The sequence below is a fragment of the Desulforegula conservatrix Mb1Pa genome (genome assembly GCF_000426225.1).
Classification (GTDB): Bacteria; Desulfobacterota; Desulfobacteria; order Desulfobacterales; family Desulforegulaceae; genus Desulforegula; species Desulforegula conservatrix.
Genome location: NZ_AUEY01000014.1, coordinates 15,112 through 37,460, shown reverse-complemented (window position 1 = coordinate 37,460; position 22,349 = coordinate 15,112). Strand labels below are relative to the sequence as shown.

Annotated in this window: 18 protein-coding genes; 10 read left to right on the top strand and 8 right to left on the bottom strand. The window is 41.7% G+C overall.

Annotated elements, in window-relative coordinates; translation table 11 throughout:
* Together K245_RS0107470 and K245_RS23540 are read right to left on the bottom strand one after the other, a co-directional pair.
* Positions 1-708 (bottom strand): hypothetical protein, encoded by a 708-nt coding sequence (locus K245_RS0107470; protein ID WP_027358784.1) that lies wholly within the window; start codon positions 706-708, stop codon positions 1-3.
* A gap of 389 nt (positions 709-1,097) precedes the next feature.
* Positions 1,098-2,123 carry an HD-GYP domain-containing protein gene (locus K245_RS23540; protein ID WP_035276755.1) on the bottom strand — a complete coding sequence of 342 codons (1,026 nt, stop codon included), beginning with the start codon at positions 2,121-2,123 and terminating at the stop codon, positions 1,098-1,100.
* A 452-nt stretch (positions 2,124-2,575) separates the two neighbouring features.
* Here K245_RS23540 and K245_RS0107450 point away from each other — a divergent pair, with 452 nt between their 5' ends.
* The 3 genes from K245_RS0107450 to K245_RS0107435 all read left to right on the top strand — a co-directional run bounded on the left by K245_RS0107450 (position 2,576) and on the right by K245_RS0107435 (position 5,849).
* Positions 2,576-4,000 (top strand): S1 RNA-binding domain-containing protein, encoded by a 1,425-nt coding sequence (locus K245_RS0107450; RefSeq protein ID WP_035276738.1) that lies wholly within the window; start codon positions 2,576-2,578, stop codon positions 3,998-4,000.
* A 341-nt stretch (positions 4,001-4,341) separates the two neighbouring features.
* Entirely contained in the window at positions 4,342-5,118 is a 777-nt protein-coding gene (locus tag K245_RS0107440; RefSeq protein WP_027358780.1) for a TatD family hydrolase, read from the top strand.
* Positions 5,115-5,849 (top strand): tRNA threonylcarbamoyladenosine dehydratase, encoded by a 735-nt coding sequence (locus tag K245_RS0107435; protein ID WP_027358779.1) that lies wholly within the window; start codon positions 5,115-5,117, stop codon positions 5,847-5,849. The genes K245_RS0107440 and K245_RS0107435 overlap by 4 nt, the downstream gene beginning before the upstream one ends.
* Before the next feature lie 188 nt (positions 5,850-6,037).
* On the opposite strand, the gene rlmN is transcribed toward K245_RS0107435, so the two are convergent.
* On the bottom strand, positions 6,038-7,081 hold the full coding sequence (gene rlmN / locus K245_RS0107430; RefSeq protein ID WP_035276736.1) for a 23S rRNA (adenine(2503)-C(2))-methyltransferase RlmN: 1,044 nt from the start codon (positions 7,079-7,081) through the stop codon (positions 6,038-6,040).
* A gap of 142 nt (positions 7,082-7,223) precedes the next feature.
* Here rlmN and K245_RS0107425 point away from each other — a divergent pair, with 142 nt between their 5' ends.
* Positions 7,224-8,174 (top strand): DMT family transporter, encoded by a 951-nt coding sequence (locus tag K245_RS0107425; protein WP_084156166.1) that lies wholly within the window; start codon positions 7,224-7,226, stop codon positions 8,172-8,174.
* A gap of 295 nt (positions 8,175-8,469) precedes the next feature.
* Here K245_RS0107425 and K245_RS0107420 read toward each other — a convergent pair whose 3' ends face one another.
* From K245_RS0107420 to guaA, 4 genes are all read right to left on the bottom strand, one after another.
* Positions 8,470-9,258 carry a hypothetical protein gene (locus tag K245_RS0107420; protein WP_027358776.1) on the bottom strand — a complete coding sequence of 263 codons (789 nt, stop codon included), beginning with the start codon at positions 9,256-9,258 and terminating at the stop codon, positions 8,470-8,472.
* 17 nt (positions 9,259-9,275) lie between these two features.
* Complete coding sequence (locus tag K245_RS23535) at positions 9,276-10,085, bottom strand: alpha/beta hydrolase (RefSeq protein WP_035276735.1); 810 nt, start codon at positions 10,083-10,085, stop codon at positions 9,276-9,278.
* Positions 10,086-10,209: 124 nt separating this feature from the next.
* Positions 10,210-11,217, bottom strand: a complete 1,008-nt coding sequence (locus tag K245_RS0107410) for a prolipoprotein diacylglyceryl transferase (protein ID WP_027358775.1) — start codon at positions 11,215-11,217, stop codon at positions 10,210-10,212.
* Between the two features lie 6 nt (positions 11,218-11,223).
* Positions 11,224-12,753, bottom strand: coding sequence for a glutamine-hydrolyzing GMP synthase (gene guaA / locus K245_RS0107405; protein ID WP_035276733.1), 1,530 nt, complete (start codon positions 12,751-12,753; stop codon positions 11,224-11,226).
* A gap of 212 nt (positions 12,754-12,965) precedes the next feature.
* On the opposite strand from guaA, the gene K245_RS0107400 reads away from it, so the two are divergent.
* From K245_RS0107400 to K245_RS0107385, 4 genes are all read left to right on the top strand, one after another.
* A complete protein-coding gene (locus K245_RS0107400) occupies positions 12,966-13,334 on the top strand; it encodes a DUF2294 domain-containing protein (RefSeq protein ID WP_035276732.1) in 369 nt (122 codons plus the stop codon).
* A gap of 422 nt (positions 13,335-13,756) precedes the next feature.
* The gene (gene purE / locus K245_RS28515) at positions 13,757-14,821 is read left to right on the top strand and encodes a 5-(carboxyamino)imidazole ribonucleotide mutase (protein ID WP_084156165.1); all 1,065 of its coding nucleotides are present in this window, start codon (positions 13,757-13,759) and stop codon (positions 14,819-14,821) included.
* A 286-nt stretch (positions 14,822-15,107) separates the two neighbouring features.
* Positions 15,108-18,632: a pyruvate:ferredoxin (flavodoxin) oxidoreductase gene (nifJ, locus tag K245_RS23530; RefSeq protein WP_035276730.1), complete on the top strand. Its 3,525-nt coding sequence runs from the start codon at positions 15,108-15,110 to the stop codon at positions 18,630-18,632.
* Positions 18,633-18,866: 234 nt separating this feature from the next.
* Complete coding sequence (locus tag K245_RS0107385) at positions 18,867-19,766, top strand: lysophospholipid acyltransferase family protein (RefSeq protein WP_027358771.1); 900 nt, start codon at positions 18,867-18,869, stop codon at positions 19,764-19,766.
* A 302-nt stretch (positions 19,767-20,068) separates the two neighbouring features.
* Here the strand turns inward: K245_RS0107385 and K245_RS27665 are convergent, their stop codons facing one another.
* The gene (locus K245_RS27665; protein ID WP_156906734.1) at positions 20,069-20,209 is read right to left on the bottom strand and encodes a hypothetical protein; all 141 of its coding nucleotides are present in this window, start codon (positions 20,207-20,209) and stop codon (positions 20,069-20,071) included.
* 726 nt (positions 20,210-20,935) lie between these two features.
* Here K245_RS27665 and K245_RS26460 point away from each other — a divergent pair.
* The gene (locus K245_RS26460) at positions 20,936-21,607 is read left to right on the top strand and encodes an Lcl C-terminal domain-containing protein (protein ID WP_051283963.1); all 672 of its coding nucleotides are present in this window, start codon (positions 20,936-20,938) and stop codon (positions 21,605-21,607) included.
* 440 nt (positions 21,608-22,047) lie between these two features.
* The gene (locus K245_RS0107370; RefSeq protein ID WP_027358770.1) at positions 22,048-22,329 is read left to right on the top strand and encodes a DUF6160 family protein; all 282 of its coding nucleotides are present in this window, start codon (positions 22,048-22,050) and stop codon (positions 22,327-22,329) included.
* The last annotated feature ends 20 nt before the right edge of the window (positions 22,330-22,349 follow it).

Genomic DNA, 22,349 nt, shown 5'->3' with positions numbered 1-22,349 from the left:
TTATTTACCGAAGCCTCCTGATCTACCCCTGAAAGTGGTTTTTGTTCTGCCAACGCGACTGTTTACACGATCACCAAAACTTTGGGAGCTAGCCCGCTGCCTGCTCATTTTTCGTTCAAAAAAATCTGGTTTATAGGTTTTGGCAGCTGAGCCATATGTTCCATATTCATTGTTTCTTCCATAATAAGGCTGGCGCCTCGAACTGTAATCTGAATAGGTGTTATAGTCTGAACGGCTTATAGGCCTGAACCAGCCACCCATGAAATCCGAAAACAGCCTGTACTTGCCGTAGAATTCCCAGAAAGAACCTCCGCTGCCGTCGTCCCGCCATTTTCCATACCTGGAATCACCCACATATGAATATCCCGGAGGAGAAACATTATTGTCCATTTCTCCGTCTTTTTTGCTTAAAATTGCCATTCCGAGGAACGGTTCATTTTTTAAATAGTATTCTTTAGGCACATCATACCATTCAGTTTCCTTTGTTTCCTCCGCAGTAACAATCTTGTACTTGTGCTGATATCTTGTAGAAAAAAAGCCTTCTTCCTGCATATCATCAAGTATGATCGTGAAAGTCTCAACGTCCTTGAGCTGACGCTGAATCTGGGTGATCGGCAATTCTTTCCTTGACGAACAAGACATCAGAAGTGCTGACAGGAGAGTAAGTATTATTAAAGCCCTGCATCTGAAATTAATGACGGGGAACATTTTCTTATCCTTTTGAATCTGTTTACATTAGGTTATTCAAAATTTATAAACCAATTAACAGATGGGGTGCTTTTCTTCAAGAAAACTAATATCCATGTATAAATAGGCTCTGTTCCACTTAAGTACGGAGAAGGATATATACAAAACTATTTGATGTAAAAATCTAAAAAGCTGCCTCCGGCGGGTCGCTTTTTGGAAAAAGCTCCGCAAAAACTTTCAATCATATAAATATTGGGCTGTTATCATAAACAACCATAAAGTTTTGATGAGACTTAAGGAAGTTTTTACAAAAAGATCCCCAAGAAAATAAAATATAAACAATTTGTTCTGCATATTTCTACTTTTAACTGAAACAGAGCCTATAAATAACACCATTTGAGCTATAAAGATCACCCTCCTGGAAAAACAAATCCTTGTTTCCTGAAAAGACGGATACATGAATCAACGACTTCAGAATCATAATAAATGCCTCTACGGGTTTCGATCTCTTCCAGAGCATTATCAATGCCAAGTGCAGGCCTGTAGGGCCGATATGAACTTTTGGCTTCAGTTACATCAGCCACGGTTAAAACCTTGGCTTCAAGAAGGATTTCATCCCCTTTTAGACCCAATGGATAACCAGATCCATCCGTTTTTTCATGATGCTGCCTTACAACTTCGGCAATTGGCCAGGGGAAAGGAATATCCTTTAGAATATTATAACCGACCTCAGGATGAACCTTTATCATCTCTATTTCAGCTCCAAGAAGAGGGCCGGTCCTGGTTAATATCGAGACAGGTATTCGTATTTTACCAATATCATGGAGTATTGCTGCATATTCGATGGTTTTGAACTGTTTTTCAGACAGACCCAAATCATTGGCAATGGAACAGGCAAGCGCCGCGACACGCTGCTGATGACCTGCGGTATAGGGGTCTCTGCTTTCAAAAGCCCTTGCCATGCCGTAAATTGTGGAGGTCAGAAGATTTCTGAGCGCAGAGGTCTGCTCCCTTACCTTTGTTTCAAGTTCCTCATTTCTCTGGTGCAGGACAATCTGCATCTGCCTGAGAGTGAGATGAGTCTTAACCCTTGCCCTTACTTCATCCATATGAAAAGGCCTGACTATATAGTCGACGCCGCCGCACTTGAAACCCTTGGATTTTTCCTCGGCATTTTCAAGAGCTGTTATGAAAATAACCGGAATATCCCTGGTGTCAGGATCTCTTTTTAGCTCGTCACATACTTCGAAACCGGTCATTCCGGGCATAATGACATCAAGCAGAATTAAAGCCGGCGGATTCCTGCGTGCAAAAGACAATGCAAGCTCACCATTTCTTGCAGCTCCGATTCTGCATTCCCCGGACAGAGCCTCAACAAGCATGTCTATATTTGCAGGACTGTCATCGACTATAAGAACAAGAGGTTTTTCTATCATAGGCCTTTTTTTGAAAAACATTTAAAGTGGCAATAATTTGGATTTGGTTACGGATATTAGCATAGAAGTTTTTTAAAATGACATTTTTTTTGCCCGCTCAAAAATGACGAAGTCGCAAAAAGTCCGATTCCCGACATTCCGGCGGGGCATGTCCGGGTGAAATAGAGAGCCTTAATCCAGAAATATCTGAAAATACAAAGATGCCGTATCAAGCCCGGCCTGACACCAATGCCCTTTTTGACTTTTTGTGAGTCCATCAAAAATGGATCTGAGACCTTGTCAGCACAGTAATGAAAGATCATGATTAAGGCGTTTTTCAATTCATGCTTGATTTTATGCATTTTTTAAGCAATAAGCCGTATATTCTAAAGGATATTCACAAAACCTTTTCGGATTACTTACAGGTTCTTAACGACAATCTTACATCCCACTAAATTCAATGCAGGCAAGCCATGAACGAAGAAAATTTTGAAGAAATGCTCAACTCTTATGACCCCTCATCTGCTGAAACACTTAAACGCGGAGACAGGGTTAAAGCACGAATCATATCGATAACATCGGATACAGTCTTTGTGGACATAGGTTCAAAAATGGACGGGGCAGTGGCAAAATCCGAGTTTATTGACAAAAATGGTGAACTGACCTGCAAGACAGGGGATTCTGTGGATCTCTATGTTACTGCATCAGGTGAAAGCGAGATCATTCTTTCAAAAGCAATATCTTCCGGCGGCAGTGAAATGATCAGGGAAGCCTACGACTCAAGAATCCCGGTGGAAGGCAAAGTCGCCTCTGAATGCAAGGGCGGATTCAACATAGAAATAATGAAAAAAAGGGCTTTTTGCCCAATCAGCCAGATCGACATCAGGCACGTTGAAAATGCCGCAGAATTTATTGGCCAGACCCTGACATTCGTCATAACAAAATTTGAAGAAGGCGGAAGAAATATTGTGGTTTCAAGACGGGAGCTTCTTAACAAGGAACTCGAGTCATCCAGAAAAGAATTCCTGTCCAATCTTAAGCCTGGAAGCGTATATAAAGGCAGGGTCCAGAAAATTATCCCCGTTGGCGCCATTGTCGAGATTTTCCCGGGGCTTACAGGTATGGTTCATATTTCCGAACTTTCATGGTCAAGAACAGAAAAGCCTGAAGACGTTGTAAGAGTCGGTGATAATGTGGACGTTGCTCTTATCAAGACTGAAAAGACCGCTGACAATCAGCTTAGAATATCCCTTTCGATCAAAAAGATAGCTGAAGATCCAATGCTTTCCGCAGCAAACCGTTTCACTGCTGGTGATATAGTTTCGGCAAAAATTACAAGACTTACACAGTTCGGAGCATTTGCCGAAATTGAGCCAGGAGTTGAAGGACTCATTCATGTTAGCGAAATGAGCTACACAAAAAGAGTGCATAAACCTTCTGATATGGTCAGCTCAGGCGATGTTGTCCAAGTTTCCATTAAATCAGTTGATCCTGAAACAAAAAAGATATCCCTTAGCATGAAGGCCGCAGAAGGCGATCCTTGGGCTCTCGCTGCTGAAAATTTCAAGCCTGGCAGTGCTGTTGAAGGAACAGTCGAAAAAAAGGAAGCTTTTGGCCTTTTCATCAAGCTTGCTCCTGGAGTAACCGGTCTTCTTCCAAAATCCATAATCAACGAAAGCTCTGACTCTGCAAAAGTACTCGGCATGAAGCCAGGAGACAAAATACAGGTTTTTGTTGGTGAGCTGAATATAAAGGATAGAAAAATCTCACTGCGTTTAACAGGCTCAGAAGATACAAAGGATGACTGGAAAAACCACGCCAAGTCTCAGCAGAATGAGAACCAGTCCATGGGATCGTTTGGTGAAAAGCTTGCGGAGTTAATGAAAAACAAAAAATAACTCCTTAAAACAACATTCAATAATTTGAAACACGGACGGGCTCTGAATAAATGCCTTTCCGTGTTTTTGCATATTTAATCTTGTTTATTCAGTTTTTTTTAAAATCATAACCCCGAAAAAGCAGGCCGCAAGCGGGGCGTTTTTTGAAAAAAGCTCCGCAAAAACTTTTAAGGGTTTTAAATCTGTTATTCAAAATTGACAAAGTCGCAAAAAGTCGGATTTCCGTCATTACGGCGCAGGTCGGAATCCACAAGTATCTGAAAATACAAAGATACCGGATCAAGTCAGGCATGGGGCCGAAGCCCCTTTATGACATTTGCGAGACCATCAAAATTTAAAGCATGAAAAAAAACATCCTTTTATTCGACTCCCATTGCCATCTTCAGGATGAAAGAATTACTGACAACCTCGAGCAAATTATGCAAAGAGCATATCAGGCCGGAGTGTCGTCATTTTTATGCTGCGGTTCCTGTGAAGAAGACTGGCCTGTAGTTGAAAAAGTAAGCCTGAAATACCCTGGTGTTTTTCCTGCATATGGGATTCATCCCTGGTATATACATGAAAAAAGCCGGAACTGGCTCGAAACCCTTGAAAGATATATATCCACAACAAATGCTGCTGTTGGCGAAATCGGTCTCGACAATGCTATAACATCCAACTCCTTTGATGAGCAGTCCGAAATATTCAGGCTCCAGATCCGGCTGGCCAACAAATACAAGAGACCAGTATCTCTTCATTGCAGAAAAGCGTGGCAGGCCATGACTGAAATTCTTTCTGAAGAAGGAGGTCTCGTCTCGGGCGGTGCCATTCATTCTTATTCAGGCTCCGCAGAATTTATCCCTATACTTGAAAAACTCGGATGCTATATTTCCTTTTCATGCTCTGTCACAAAAAGCGGGAACAAAAGGGCAAGAAAAGCCTGCCCGGCAGTATCAGACTCAAGACTCCTGATCGAGACCGATACACCTGATATCCCGCCCCTTGGTGACAACCCTGTTAATGAACCGGCCAACATCTTGCTTGTACTCAAAACTGTTTCGGAGCTGAGAAATTCGAGTATCGATGAAATAGCAAGACTGACGTTTGACAATGCAACAAGGCTCTTTGGAAAATCATGATAAGATTCACAAGAACAAAAAAACTCATTGGAGATGAAAACCTTCTTAAACTTCAAAATGCTAGAGTAGCCGTGTGCGGCCTCGGTGCCGTAGGATCTTATGCCGCCGAAGCACTCGCAAGGGCAGGAGTTGGTTATCTACGCATAGTTGATTTTGATACTGTGGATGAGTCCAATATAAACCGTCAGCTTTTTGCTCTTTCATCAACAATTGGAAAATCAAAGACTGAAGTTGCAATTCAGAGAATAAAAGACATAAATCCTGACTGTGAGATTGACAGCAGAAATGTCTTTATAGATGCAGAAACGGCGCCTGAAATACTCGAGAAGCCTCTTGATGCGGTGATTGACGCAATAGATGGGCTTTCTTCCAAAGTTTCCCTGATTGCAGAAGCCGTAAAATCTGACATTTTCATTGTCTCAAGCATGGGAGCAGCCTTAAGACTTGAACCAACGAGTATAAGATACGGCGACGTTTTTCAAACATCAGGTTGCCCGCTTGCGAGGCTGGTGAGAAAACGTCTCAGAAAAATAGGTATTTCAGAAGGAGTTCAATGTGTATATTCAGACGAATCAGTGGAAATGCCTCTCGAAGAAAGAGAATTCCAGAGTGAAACACTTAGGGGAAGACCAAGGCTTACCCTGGGCAGCATTTCTTATGTGACAGGAATATTCGGACTGACTGCCGCAGGAAAAGTCATCAGGCATATAATAGAACAAAATGATGATTAAGGTAGGTGATTCACAATAAGGAAAAGGTTTTTGCGGAGCTTTTTTACAAAAAAGCGCCCCGCTCGAGGCACTCGCCCTATCAACTTCAAAACAGCCGAACAAATACGTTTGCCTGACTTTGGTAGATTGGGTTATAAAGCCTCGCCTGAGGTCAGCTTAAAATCACTTTATAACTTATATCCCCGATTTTAAGAGATCACCTTATATTTTGCCCCAAGCTGACCGCAGCCCGCAGCAACAAAAGTTCCCTTGCTCCATCTTTTTCTTACAAAAAGCCCTTCTTGGGTCAGAAGCTCGGAAAAAACAAGGATTTCCTCATCTGTCGTTGCTGTGAATCCGCCGCCTGAAGACGGGTTGCATGGTATCAGATTTATCCTTACAGGAAGGTTTCCTATGAATTCAGCTACCTGTCTGGCGTGCTCCGGAAGATTGTTTACGCCTGGGATTACGATATATTCGACAAGGAAGCACCCACCTGACCTTAAAGGATATTCTTCGAGCGCTTTTTTGAGTTTGGCCATGGGAGCATGGATATTTATGGGCATAAGCCTTGATCTGATCTCGTCATTTGGGGCATTCAGGGATACTGCCACATGGAGTCTGCGAAGGCCAAGTTCCCCCAGTTTTTTTAATCCTTCGGGCAAGCCTGCTGTGGATACAGTCATATGGCTCATGGCAAAATCAAGACCCTTTTGTTCATTAAGGATCATTATGGCCTTTATGAGATTGTCAAAATTGTCTAAAGGCTCTCCCATTCCCATGAAAACAATATTCTTGATGTCCTGTTTAAGCTTAAACCTTGCCAGATAAACTTGGGCAACAATCTCCGAAGCGGAAAGGTTTCTGAATAGTCCGAGACGTCCTGTTTCGCAGAATATGCAGCCCATTCTGCACCCGACCTGGGTTGATACACAGATTGTGTTGTAGTTGTTCATCGGAATTAATACTGATTCAACAATAGCACCATCATCATATCTTGAAGCAAACTTGAAGGCATTGTCTTCGGCTTTCTCGGACATGACTATTTCAGGAAGATTAATTTCCACGTCCTTCATCATGGTTTCAGCAAAAACGCCTGATTTTTTAAAGGCGGGGTTTTCCTTGAAATTTTTTGAGCCGGTCTGAAATACTTCCTTGAATACAGCTTCCGCGTGATATGCGCCTTTCCCATAATTATTTTTCAAAGTCAGGGTCAGATCATGCAGACTTGTTTCGAGAATATCTATTTTCATATGTGCTTTGTTCGGTTATAGGGAATGGTCGTTATATTTTTTGTTGTATTTATTCTTTTTTTTGTACGGTTCTTCTTTATCAAGCATAAAAAAAGACAATAGAGTTCAATTTTAAATTTTATAAAATGCCAAACAAATTGTTATGATAGAAAAAACTGCACAAACCAAAGGAATAAACCACAAATCAGGACTTCTTGCAATCATTGGGCTGATAATTGCCATGATTTTCTGGGCCAGTTCATTTATTGCAATGAAATCCGCTTTCAGGTTTTATGATTCTTTTTTCGTAATATTCGGGCGCATGGCTGTCGCAAGTGCTGGTTTTCTTCTTTTCATTCGTCAGATCAAAAAAGTAAGGATAAGAAAGCGTGACCTGAAATTTCTACTTTTGATGGGGCTATGTGAACCCTGTCTCTATTTTGTGCTTGAGGCTTTTTCGCTTAAATATACATCTGCGTCACAGTCAGCCATGATAACATCCATGCTTCCGCTTATGGTGGCTTTTGCTGCATGGCTTTTTCTTGGTGAGAAAATCAGTTTTAGATCTGTTATTGGTTTTATAATTGCCATTGCAGGAGTTTCATGGCTTAGCGTAGCAGGGGAGGCAACCGCAGAAGCACCAAATCCTTTTCTCGGTAATCTTCTGGAATTTATGGCAATGATCTGCGCTACTGGGTATACAGTTTCTCTTAAATATCTGAGTGACAGATATTCTCCTGTTTTTTTAACCAGTTTTCAAAGCTTTATCGGTGCTATTTTTTTCGGGGTTTTTCTTTTTTTCAGACCAGAGAGCATACCCACCGAGATTCATCCTGGCGCGACTCTGACCATTCTTTATCTGGGTATTGCTGTCAGCATGGCCGCATATGGACTTTATAATTATGGAGTAAGTATTATTCCTGCAAATCAGGCATCGGCTTTTACGAATCTGATACCAGTGCTTGGAATGATTATGGGTTGGGTTATTCTTGGTGAGAGATTTACAAAGTGGCAGTATCTTGCTTCTGCTCTGGTTTTTGCAGGTGTTTTCATAAGTCAGAATAGATCTGATCAAAAAAAGACTTCATCTTCTCCGGTCAGGGGAATAAAATAAGAAATATTAGTTATTAATAGGCGCATTGTTTGGGGTAACTTTTTGTAAAAAGTTACCAAAAGCCTTCTAAAATTTCGTATTTTTATTATTTAAGCGCAGATGCCTCTATATTTTCTCTCTACTATGACTCTAAATCTAAAAGTTTTTGCGGAGCTTTTTTCAAAAAGTGACCCGCCAGAGTTATTCGGATCAATGTCGGATTACGAGCAAAGGACGCTCTAATCCGACCTACTAATCGGCCTTTTTTACTGCAATTTAACCATAAAAGGCCGATTTTTTTAATCTAAAATAATCATTATTTGCCAATGGGAACAGGGTCTGCGCTCTTTATGGCATAGGTGGCATTTTTGTCATCATAGACCGCCGTGATTTTTTTGCACTGATAAATAAACAGGTCGCTGAGCTGGATTATCCCGGTTATTTTATCTTCGGGCTTGTTGAGATAAACAACTATATCCAGTCTTTTACCTGTAAAAGAGCTTTTAAGGCCATATTTTCTTTCCCAGGCCACTGTCTCGTTTCCGCTGTCCGAGGCGTAGCTGAATGTTCCGTTCAGGGGGACTCTCAGAACCTCGATGAATTCGCCTTTAATAAGCTTGATTACTCTGAGGGTCTTGACATCCGAGTCCCTTTTTTCAATGGATTCTATGGCTATTTCCTTGACATCATCACCGTCCGTGTCGAAACCATAAACCAGGAAATCTCCCCTTACTGCCTTAAAGCTTATGGGTTCTATTTTTGATTCGGGAAATGAAATTGAGAGGCAGTCTTCGGGCCATTTTCTGCATTCCTTGTCTCTTGTGATCTGATCGTCTAAGGATACTTTAAGCTCCTCGGATTTTTTTGCAGAAAACCATGTACCCATAATTACTCCGGGTTCCTCAAGATAGTTCTGGGGAATTAAATCAGTTTTTGTAAAATCTATGGAGCTTGAAGAAGGCCCTGTTGATTCCGATGATTTTGACTGGGCCTGTTCATTGGAGACTGGCGATGAAGCCTGGTTTTTTTTATTCAGGCCGCAACCGGTTATGGAAAAAATAACTATTATAGAAATAATTGTTAAATTGGCATTTAACCTTTTCATGAACTTTTATTGTCCTCTTAAATATTTTTATTACATTTCATGGATATCCTGAGTATGGCCTCAAGATACTCATTCATTCCATAATAAAAAATACTGTTATGATCAGCTTCCCTGATTTTAAGAAGCTTTTTGTCTGTTTCTTCAGGTAATGATTCAAAAAGCTCTCGGGCGTCTGAATATGGTATAATATTATCGTATTCAGCATGAATAATAAGTACCGGTTTTTTGAAATTGGCCAATTTATCCGCATTGTCAAAAAAAGATTTTTTTGGTGACATGCCTGAAGTACTTGCTCCAAGCCTTTTCAGAAGAGGCTCGGCCCTTGAGAATCCGCTTTCTATTATGAGACAGTCTAATTCATTTTGGTAATTTTGGGCTATCTCGCATGCCGATGCGCTGCCAAGGGATCTTCCCATTACAATCATTGGCCCGGTGAATCCTCTTTCAGCCATAAGATTTTTTGTGAAATCAAATATTTTTAAGCTGTCATGCATCATCCCTTCAACTGTAGGACTTCCGGTCGATTTGCCGTATCCTCTGTAATCCGCAGCCATAAAATTCATGCCAAGCTTATTGTAAACAGGTCCGAGATCATCATAGTCTGATGCTATTTCACCATTTCCATGAAAAAAAAGAATCATAGGGAGCTTTTCGTCTGTTTGAAAAAGTCTTGCACCCAAAAAAATATTTTTTTCAGTGCTTATCATGAAATCTTCGGCTCCGGCAGGCGTTTCAGTCGAATAATCCTGCCTTGGATGAAAAAGAAAATCTAATATTTCAGGAATGTCAAACGCCTTATAGTCCGGTTTAGACGTGTCTTTTTGCACTATCTCACCTGTTATTAGGTTGATTTTAAATATTTAAGATGAAGTGACTCGAAGGTTATGAAGATTGCCATGAACCTGAAAAGATATACAGGTTCACGGCATATAGTTCAATAGAATTTGAAGGCTACAGATTTTGCTCGTTAATGCCGCCCTTTGCTTTTGACGGCTTTGGGACAGGTGGTGCTTCATCAATATCCGGAATCGGCTCTTCAAAATTTGCTTCAGGCTCAGGAGCAGCCGGTTTCACAGTTTTTTGCTTTGCGGCCGGCTCCTGTTTTGGCTCGGTTACAGCGCTTTTAGACGATTTTGAAACTGGTGCAGGGGCAATGGCTGCAGGTGCTGATTTTGGCTGCTTTGCGATTTTCTGCTCAAGTTCCTTGATTTTTGTTTCAAGGCGGGCTGTTTCTTTTCTGATGTCATCGGCTGTGGCAAATCCGCTTGATTTTAAACTCGCTGCCTCTTTCTGAGCAGTTTTTGCAATGCTTGTGGCTTCAGATACTGATCCCTTTAATGATTCTATTTCAGGCTTGACGCTTTTCTCAATGTCATTGACGGATTTGACCGCAGCATTGACACTATTTTGCATCTGACCAACGCTTGCCTCAACGTCTTTCTTGATTTTGTCAGCAGTTGAAGCGGCTGTTTCAGAAGCTGATTTCTGAATCTGCTCAAGTTTTGACGTAGCCTGGGCATTAAACGCGTCGAAATCCTTTTTATCCGGCTTGCTCTGTATCTTGGCATTGAGATCTTTTACAGATGCAGTGGTCGTCTCAAGGTCAGCGGTTATCTTCTGCTCTACTGTTGCAAGTCTTGTTTCAAGATTTGTCACCTTCTGCTGAAGCTCCGCAGAAAGATTCTTCAGCTCAGTTGATCCAGAATTCTGAATTGATGTGAGTTCATTTTTTATCTGAAAATACATTACCAGTATTGCAATTGTGACTATGCACGGAATAATGATGGCTACAATATTCAGCTTTGTCTGAACTTTGCTTACAGGATCAACAGTTCTGCCTAATCTTTCTTCATAATATTTGTCGCCGCCCTGTTCATGAACAGTGAGGCTGTTATCCTTTTCATCACCAAAACTGAAACTCGGTCTTATTTCTTCTTTATCATCTTCGTAGAGTCTCATTTTTCACTACTCCCACTCAATTGTTCCCGGAGGTTTTGAACTGATGTCATAAACCACCCTGTTAACGCCAGAAACCTCATTTATTAATCTGTTGGATATTTTTGCGAGAAGATCATGCGGAAGTCTTGCCCAATCCGCAGTCATGGCATCTATGCTGTTCACTGCGCGGATAGCGATGCAATTTTCGTATGTTCTCTTGTCTCCCATTACGCCGACGCTTTTTACAGGAAGGAGGACGGCAAAGGATTGCCAGAGCTTTCTGTAAAATCCGGCATTTCTTATTTCTTCAAGAAGGATTGAATCTGCTTCACGAAGTATGGCAAGGCGTTTTTCGGTCACTTCTCCGAGTATTCTTATGGAAAGCCCAGGGCCGGGAAAAGGCTGACGCCAGACCATTTCTTCTGTGAGTCCCAGTTCCTCGCCGAGTGCCCTTACCTCATCCTTGAATAGATGCTTTAAAGGCTCGATAAGCTTTAGTTTCATGTCTTCAGGAAGACCACCAACATTGTGATGGGATTTGATCACTGCGGTCGGGCCGCCAAAGGCTGATTTTGATTCGATAATGTCAGGATAAAGGGTGCCCTGGGCCAAAAATTCCGCATCTTTAATTTTTGACGCTTCTTCGTCAAAGACTTCTATGAACAGAGCGCCTATGATCTTTCTCTTTTTTTCAGGGTCTGTAACGCCTTCAAGGGCACCCAGAAATTTTTTACTGGCGTCCACATATATTATGTTCATGTGGAAATTATTCGAGAAGGTTTCTTCCAGTTTTTTTCTTTCGTCTTTTCTGAGCAGCCCGTTATCTACAAATATACAGGTCAGATGATCTCCGATTGCTTTGTGAATAAGCACAGCGGCCACAGATGAGTCGACTCCTCCGGAAAGGCCGAGGATTACTTTTTTACCGTTTGTTACTTTTCTGATTTCAGCTATTTCTTCTTCAACAAAGGATTTCATTGTCCAGGAACGTTTGCAGTCACAAATATTGAAAAGGAAATTGCTTAAAACTTTTCTTCCTTCCTGGGAATGCTCGACCTCAGGGTGAAACTGAACTCCGTAGAGTCTTCTTTTGTTGCATTCGATTACCGCTATTTCAGTATTATCTGTCGAAGCAGTGATTTCAAACCCTGAAGGAAGGCCGGTGCTGGAGTCCCCGTGGCTCATCCAGCATACAGAGTCGTCTTCTATGTCTTTAAGTAGTCCTGATTTGTTGTCTGTCTTGAGACGTGCAAATCCGTATTCTCTTTTTTCAGCTGATTCGACTTTTCCGCCAAGTGCATCAACCATGAATTGCATGCCGTAGCATATCCCGAGAACAGGGACTCCAAGTTCAAATATGGCCCTGTCGACCTTTGGGCTGTGTTCGTCATATATGCTTGAAGGCCCTCCAGAGAGTATTATCCCTTCTGGTTTCATGGCCTTTATTGCCTCAATCGGAGTGTTTGGCGGTTCAATCTGGCAGTAAACCTCGCACTCACGCACACGCCTTGCTATTAGCTGATTGAACTGGGATCCGAAATCGATGATAACTATCATATAATCCTCAAAAGTATTTATTTGGTGTTTCAAGGTAACCCTTGCAAAATTGCACCTATTTTTAGCAAATGCCCTGAAAAATACAATATCAAAAAGCCTTGATAAAAATATGGTGGTAAATTATCAATTGAAACATTCGGATTTCCCCCATAATTCCCATTAAATATTTTATCCGGTTAGTAACACATCCGGGGTGTGTCAAGGAGATTGATTTGCTTAACAAAAAAAACAAAGGTCAGGCAGAATCCCTGATCAGTGAAGCCATGATAAAATTCGAAAAAGAATATATGGGGAGAGGTCCCGTCGAAACCAGGACATATATTATTGAGGATATGATTCTGGTTCGCTTAAAAGGAGTTCTTACACCAGCAGAACATCAGCTCGCAATGCATCAGGATAATGCGAGCGGAAGGGAGCTTATCAAGCAGGTCAGGGTCAAGCTTCTTGAAAGCGGAAGACCTTTGATGGAAAAGGAAATTGAGGGCATCATGAATTGCAAGGTCAAAAGTCTTCACACAGACATTAGCACAATAACAGGTGAAAGGGTTATTATCTTCATATTGGAAAAACAGATTCCATAGGCCCTGATCATTGCAGATTTTATAATTCGGATTTGTGATTGCGGTGGGATGTTTGGCCCCACAAATTTCTGAAGGGATTGGATGCAAGAATTGATGCTTGTTTACAAGCAAAAGACGACTTCAAACCAACTAAAAATAAAGTATAACCACATTTTTCATTTGACATATAAATTCATTTGTGGTCAACAGCCTATGAAGCGATCTGGATGTGTTGCTTACAGCAAGGCGTTTGGATCGATTTAAAATCGATATTCGTTAATTTCTGAATATCAAAATAAGCCCCAGAGTTCAAAAGGATATCGGATTTTATAAAAATCCGGGATGCTTTTTAGGAATGTAAGGCCAGAGTCTGTATGTTTCATACAGGTTCTGGCCTTTTTTTATTGTGTTAAACCGGGTCTTCCATATTTAAGGAGCTAACAATGGGCGAGAATAATACATATAAACCTGTGATATCAAAATCGGCTTATATTCATCCCTCCGCAGTTATAATCGGCAATGTGGAAATAGGCGCAAATGTATTTGTCGGGCCCAACGCCGTAATAAGATCTGATGAAGCTGACCACAACAACCATGTTGCTCCGATGATAATTGAAGACGATGTAAACATTCAGGATAATGTTGTCATACACGCGCTTGCAGGATCCACCTTAAAAATAGGAAAAGGTTCTTCGGTTTCACATTCAGCAATAGTCCATGGGCCATGTGAAATAGGAAAAGAGTGTTTTATAGGATTCGGCAGTGTTGTATTCAAAGCGTCAGTGGGAGACGGCACTGTTGTTATGCATAAGGCTCTTGTGGAGAATGCCGTGATTCCTGAAAAAAGATCCGTACCTTCAGGAACAATAATAAAAAATGATGAAGACGCCTTAATGCTTGAGCCTGTGACTGAAGATTTGTCGGCTTTTGCCGGAAGGGTCAGGCAGAATAATCTTAATCTCTTGAATTCTTCCATCTATAAAAAGACCAACTATAAAATGAACAGGGCTCCCAAAATTGCTGTGGTCATGGGAAGCAAGTCAGATATGGATGCAATGAAAGAATGCATAAATGTTCTGGACGATTTTGGAATACCCCATGAAGTCAGAATTATTTCAGCACATAGAACTCCTGAAAGAGCACATGCTTTTGCCAGGGAAGCTACTGACAGAGGCCTGCAAATAGTAATTGCAGCAGCAGGAAAGTCAGCTCATCTGGCAGGCGTAATGGCTTCCATGACAACAATTCCTGTAATAGGTGTTCCAATGCAGACTTCGGATCTCGGCGGTCTTGATTCTCTCTTTTCAGTCGTTCAGATGCCTGGCGGTGTACCGGTTGCTACAACCGCGATAGGCCGGGCAGGCGCTAAAAATGCGGCATTACTGGCAATTTCCATTCTCTCACTTAATGACAATTCATTAAATGAAAGACTTAAGGAGTACCGGAGGGCAATGCAGCATGCAGTTGAGATGATGGATGATGAAGTGTGTGTGGCAATTCCTTGTTGAACGGGTGGTAAGAATATTGTCGGATCTCCTTGAATATTATTGACATTCTTTTAAAAAACAGGTTATGGACGCAATTCAATTGTGTTTTTTGATAAGTAGAACTTAATTGCTTCAAGACTTGATCCGTCATTGAACGGTGAACACATATATAAGGTTAGGCTTCAGGCAGAGTTAAGGTGGCAAATGTCCGGGCCGTGTAAAACGCATTGCAGCGAATAGGCCCTACGCTTTTTCCATGTTTTTGTTTAAAGCTTAAACCAAGAATATCAGCAAAGGAGTCTTTTTTATGGCAAAGACCATGAAAACAATTGACGGGAACACGGCTGCCGCGCATGTTGCTTATGCTCTCACAGATGTTGCGGCTATATATCCAATAACTCCGTCAACCCCCATGGGTGAGACATCAGATGCGTGGGCGGCGGATGGCAAAACCAATATCTTCGGTTCTCCACTTACCGTAAGACAGCTTCAGTCAGAAGCCGGAGCGGCAGGTGCAGTCCACGGCGCACTTGCAGCTGGTGCTCTTACCACAACGTTTACAGCTTCCCAGGGTCTTCTTCTGATGATCCCAAACATGTACAAGATAGCTGGCGAACTTTTGCCTGCTGTTTTTCATGTTACTGCAAGATCAATCGCTGCACACGCTCTATCCATCTTTGGCGATCACCAGGACGTAATGGCCTGCCGTCAGACCGGTTTTGCGATGCTTTGCTCAGGTTCTGTTCAGGAAGTTCAGGATATGGCGCTCGTCGCCCATCTTGCATCAATCGAAAGCAGAGTTCCTTTCCTTCATTTTTTTGATGGTTTCAGAACCTCCCATGAAATTCAGAAAATCGAGATGATCGATTATGCTGATATGAAGAAACTCGTCAACATGGAAGCTGTCGAAGCTTTCCGTCAGAGCGCCATGAATCCTGAGCATCCTGAGATTCGCGGTACTGCACAGAACCCAGACATTTATTTCCAGGGCCGTGAAGCCGCAAATCTTTATTATGATGCAGTTCCGAGCGTAGTTGCGGAATACATGAATAAGGTTTACGAGCTGACAGGCAGACGCTATGGACTCTTTGACTATGTAGGTCATGCTGAAGCAGACAGAATAATTATTGCAATGGGTTCAGGCTGCGAGGCCATTGAGGAAACCGTTGAATACCTTCTTGCAAAGGGTGAAAAAGTCGGTCTTGTTAAGGTAAGACTTTTCCGTCCGTTTGACATAAATGCATTGCTTGAAGCAGTTCCAGCGACTGCTAAGTGCATCACTGTTCTTGACAGAACCAAGGAACCTGGATCAACAGGTGATCCTCTTTATCTTGATGTCTGCACTGCTTTCATGGAAAAAGGTCAGTCTCCAAAGATAATCAGCGGCCGTTATGGTCTTGGCTCCAAGGAGTTCACTCCTTCCATGGTCAAGGCTGTTTATGACAATATGAAAAAGGCTGGCCCCAAGAATCATTTCACGGTTGGTATCAAGGATGACGTTTCCTTCACTTCACTTGATGTGACAGAAATAATTGAAACCACTGCAAAAGGAACTGTTCAGGCCAAATTCTGGGGTCTTGGTTCAGATGGTACTGTTGGTGCGAATAAGACTGCCATCAAGATCATCGGTGACAATGCAGGCAAGTTCGCGCAAGGGTATTTTTCATACGACTCCAAGAAGTCCGGCGGGATCACTGTGTCCCATCTCAGATTCGGTGATCTTCCGATAAAGTCGACTTACCTTGTATCAAACGCTGACTTCATAGCATGCCACAAGTCCAATTATGTTCAGATTTATGATGTTCTCGAAGGCATAAGAAACGGCGGAACCTTCCTTCTCAACTCTCCATGGACTGCGGAAGAGATGGAAAATCAGCTTCCTGCCAATGTTAAGCAGATAATAGCTGCCAAGAATATCAAATTCTATAATATAGATGCTGTAAAGATTGCGACCGGCGTAGGTCTTGGCGGCCGCATCAACATGATCATGCAGACCGCATTCTTCAAACTTTCTGGTGTTCTTCCTGTTGATACGGCTATTGCCTATCTTAAGGACGACATCAAGAAGACGTACGGAAGAAAAGGCGATGAAATTGTTCGCATGAATATAGAGGCAGTTGACCAGACCATAGCAAATCTTGTTGAAATTAAGGTTCCTGCTTCATGGGCTACAGCGGCTGCTACATCTTCCGAAGTTGAAGAAGTTCCTGAATATGTAGAAAATGTAATGCGTCCGATTCTTGCTCAGAAGGGTGACAGTCTCCCTGTTTCAGCTTTTGAGCCTGACGGTCTTTTCCCTGTTGCAACTTCCCAGTTTGAAAAACGAGGCGTTGCCATAGATGTTCCTGAGTGGATACCTGCAAACTGTATTCAGTGTAATCAGTGCGCTTATGTATGCCCTCATGCAGCTATCATTCCTGTTCTTGCAACTGATGACGAGCTTGAAGATGCTCCTGCATCATTTGTTACCGTTCCTGCAACAGGCAAGGAGCTCAAGGATTTCAAGTTCAGAATCCAGGTTAATACCCTTGATTGCCAGGGCTGCGGAAACTGCGAGGATATCTGCCCTGCCAAGACCAAGGCTCTTGTAATGAAGCCTCTTGATACCCAGACTGCTGTTGAGGTTCCAAACCATAAATTCTCCCTGACAATTCCTTTCAAGGATAATGTGGTTCCGCGCACAACAGTAAAAGGCAGTCAGTTCCAGAAGCCTCTCATGGAATTCTCAGGTGCGTGCTCGGGATGCGGTGAAACTCCGTATGTCAAGCTCATCACCCAGCTTTTTGGCGAGCGCATGCTTGTTGCAAACGCCACTGGTTGCTCGTCAATCTGGGGCGCTTCAGCGCCGTCAACTCCATACTGTGTTAACAAGGATGGCTTTGGCCCTGCATGGGGTAACTCACTCTTTGAAGACGCAGCGGAATTCGGGTACGGAAAACTTGTTGCCATCAAGCATCGCAGGGAAGCTCTTGCTGCTCAGGTAAAAGAAGCTCTCAACCTTGAAATTTCTGACGAGCTTAAAGACGCCATGAATGCATGGCTCGAAACCATGGATGACGGTGAAAAATCCCGCCAGACTGGTGATATGATGAATGCAATTCTTAGCATGGAACCAGTTGCAAGTGATCTCCTTGACAAAATAGCTTCCCAGGCTGATCTGTTCACCAAAAAATCACATTGGATATTCGGTGGTGACGGCTGGGCATATGACATAGGTTTCGGTGGTCTTGACCATGTAATTGCTTCAGGTGAAGACATCAATATCCTTGTAATGGATACAGAAGTTTACTCGAATACCGGCGGGCAGTCTTCAAAGGCTACTCCGACTGGTTCGATCGCAAAATTTGCAGCATCAGGCAAGAAAACAGCAAAGAAAGACCTTGGCAGAATTGCAATGACCTATGGCTATGTTTATGTCGCATCCATATCAATGGGCGCTAACAAACAGCAGACCATTAAGGCGATTCTTGAGGCAGAAGCTTATCCTGGGCCTTCAATCATACTCTGCTATGCACCTTGTATAAATCAGGGCATAAAGAAAGGTATGGGCAAATCCCAGGAAGAGGCAAAACTTGCTGTTGAATGTGGATACTGGCCTCTTTATCGCTTTAATCCTGATCTTGCTTCAGAAGGAAAGAATCCTTTTGTTCTTGAATCAAAAGCACCGGATGGAACGCTTCAGCAGTTCCTTTCAGGCGAAGCGAGATATTCCCAGCTTGAGAGGTCTTTCCCTGATGAGTCCAAGCGCCTCAGAGCCAAAATCGAGGAAGAGGTTGCTGGAAGATATAATGATCTTGTTTCTCTTTCCGGCGCAAAGCCTGAATGCAAATAACCTGTTAGTCTGATATATATTTGAATATAAAGGCTGTTTCACTTTATGTGAAACAGCCTTTTTTATTGGCTATGTTCTCGTTAAATTATGAAATCTAAAAAAATATTTTTTTAAAATGGTTTCTGATCACCTGATCAACGATTGTTAAAAATATATCTGAATTAGGGTGAATTTTTAATCAATAAGAGTATAAATAAAACCCTAATATAATTCAGTTATAAAAAGGATTTTTAAATGCCATTAAAAGAACAGTTTATTTATTATTTTCTTTGCGGATTGATCCGAGGCCTTGGTTTAATTCCTGTAAAAACAAGAGAGTATCTTGCGTCTCAGATTGCAAGGCTCTGGTTTAATCTGGACAAAAGGCACCGTAGTCTGACCATGAAAAATCTTTCCATGGTTTTTGATAAAAAAAGCAAAACAGAAATCAGGGATCTTGCCAGGGATGTCTTTAAACAGTGGATTCTTGTTCTTTTTGAATTAGGATGGGGGTTCTCGCTGGATAAGAGGAATTTCGGCAAATATGCGGATATTTATGGGTGGGAGCATGTAATGGCTGCCCATAAGAAGAAAAAAGGCATTCTCTTCTGCACTGGCCATCTTGGAAATTGGGAAATTATGATTGCAGGTTTTCAGAAGATGAAGGCTCCGATAAATGTTGTATATCGTCCGATTGATTTCAAACCGTTTGACAGATTTATAAATGAATCAAGAACCAGGCTTGGACTTAAGCTTATTCCAGTAAGAAATGCCATGGAAAAGATTACAAAAACCCTGGCTGACAGAGAAATGATTGCCATGCTGATAGATCAGAACGCAAATTACAGCAATGGCGTTTTTGTGGACTTCATGGGACACGAGGCATGTACATCCCAGGGTATGGCAAGACTTGCTCTCGCGACAGGCGCATCTGTTGTTCCTGGTTTCATGGTCAGGGACAAAGGCAGATACAGAATGGAATTTCTTCCTGAGATTCAACTGATCAGAACCGGCGATTATATGGAAGATATCCAGATCAACACAGCAAGGTATAACAAGGCTGTTGCTGATTATTCTCTTAAATATGCAAATCAGTGGTTCTGGCTTCATAACAGATGGAAGACCAAAAGATTCAGCGCATGGCCAAAGCAGTAATTCTGCTCGGAGTTTTTTTCAGGCTGTGTCTGTGTTTGTAATAATGAGGTCGAAATGCCGGATTCGACTCATCAAGAACAGCCTTCCAGCTAATCCGTTCAAAGAAACTCCGAAAAAAGATAACAACACCGGGGGGTTGTGAACAAACCACCATTTCTGAGTTTGTTTGCGGGCTTTTTTACAAAAAAATACCCGCTGGAGATTGTTCAAATCAATGAGACCTTAATTTAAAGCTGGAAAAGACCGAGCCACGCTCATTTCAGAAAAACAGGAATCCGAAGAATATTTTAATTGGAAGGCCATCAATCTGGAATTTTTTGGGAACAGGCTGGTCTGCAATAATAATCACCTCTATTGCTGTTTATTATTATGGCGTCCGGTCTTTCATGGACAAGTTCAAGGAGGTTCTTGTCATTGATGGTTTTAGTTTCAATGCCTGCCATGTTTTCTTCAGTGAACGTTCCATCTTTTAGGCTTTGAACAATAATAAATTCGTATTCGGATCTCCATGAACCGATAAGATTTGAGCAAGGTTAATTATGATAAAACCGCAAAAAGCCTAACTTTCGTCATTCCAGAGAAAGCCGGAATCCATAAACACCTGAAAAATAATGGATGCCGGATCAAGTCAGACATGACGGTGTAGTCATTTTTGAGTTTTTTGGGGCCTAAGCTGAGTCTTTAGTCATTGAGGCGGACTTGGAGTAAGCCTCATTCCAAAAAGTTTAGCGCACCTTGAATCGGAAATTTTTATTTTGCCATCTTATTGCGGTTTTATCAAAATTAATCAATATCAGAACAGTATTTTGATTCATTATTGAGGTTATGCAGCCAGACTATTGATTTAATGAGTATAATGAGTTATTAAACTTCATCTGAGATTATCCGAGGATATACTATTCAAAATGCCTTAGCACGGTTTAAGTTATGTCTAAGTGCGGGCATTGCCATCAATTAGACCAAGTCGTTAGATTTAAAAGCCACAAATAATTGGACTTCGGGTTTCCGTGATATTTTTTCATAATAATGTTTTGAAAAACTAGATGACTCGAATCGCTGTTTACAGCACAAACTCCTTTATTTGTCTTTTGCGACTCCATCAATAGTCATTCTGGATGATTAAAGCTATTAATCCCCACTTAAAAAACATAAATACAAGGATCCGGATCATGAGAAAGTTTAAAAAAACATTAGGGATAATATGCATGCTTGCGCTGCTTGTTCCTGTTATGGCCTATTCTGCGGATAAACCTGAAAAGGCTCCTTCAGGTCCGCATGCGTCAAGTTTTGTTGATAACAAGGATGGCACAGTCACTGACAAGAAAACCGGACTTACCTGGAAGCAGTGTCCTGAAGGGATAACCGGTGGCGACTGTGCTACTGGAAAAGCCGATAAATTCAAATGGCAATTCGCCCTGGATCATGCAAAGTCAATTAATGACGGTGAAGGATTTGCAGGTAAAAAGGACTGGAGAGTCCCGGCGATAGATGAGCTTGCGACCATCATTGATGCTAATCGGAAAGACCCCTCAATAAATTTGACTGCATTCCCTAATACGCCTTTTGATGCATTTTACTGGTCGTCAACTACGACTGACGATGGTAAAAACGCTTGTTGCTACATCTTTGGCATTGGCAAGAGACTTTGGAGCTTTAAATTCGATGTCGGATATCTCAGGCTTGTCCGCGGTGAAATGAAAAATGCCGTAAAGGCGACTGAAGAAGATAAGCCTGAGGAAAAAAAGAAAGACTCATCAAAGAAAAGTGATAAAAAGACCGGCGATGTAAAGACCACTGACACAAAGACTGATGCTGTAAAAAGCGAATCAGAAAAGAAATAATTTTAAAAGAAGATGTGAATATGAGGGTAGCCTTTTGGGCTGCCCTTTTTCTGTAATGTTTGTGAAGCTTTTTTTAGATCTACCAGCTTGTCAAAATTTCCAACCTACTATTATTCAGAATACGTCATCTATTGTAACTTTTTTAAAGTTCTTGACCTCTGAAAAAATAAAATATAAGTTTTTTATAAACAACGTTTGCTAAAAGGTTTTTTGTTCAAAAAGGTGCTTTAAAAGTTGGCAGATGTTCTTTTTTTTAGTCTTAATGGGACGATTTTCATTAGCCTTTTGGTGGTATTACGTAAATGCGTTTTCTCTCAAAAGCAATATAACGCCCCTCTGTTTCGAGAATCATAAGTCTTTTGGAGGAAAAAGCCCGGAAACGCAGATGATCTGGGTATCAGGCAGTATTAACAAATACCTATATGCCTTGTGGAGGTATTATGAAAAAATTTTTAGCGAGTATAGCAGCTGCGGCAATCATTACTGTTCCTATGACTTCCTTCGCCTTAGAACCAATGACTAAGGGTGATCTTAAAAAAGCTACTGGACAGGCAGGAGTAAGTATTTTTTTTGATCACATTGTAATGGTTATTAGCTCGCAGCCAACTGTCACATATTGGGATACGGATGGAGTTTCATCTTATGCCGGAACTATAGGGCAGGTAAAGTCGGCTGGTATCAGAATTGAGTATGGACCCAAAAAATCAACCAGCCAAAAATAATTCTGAGTCTGGCCTGGATA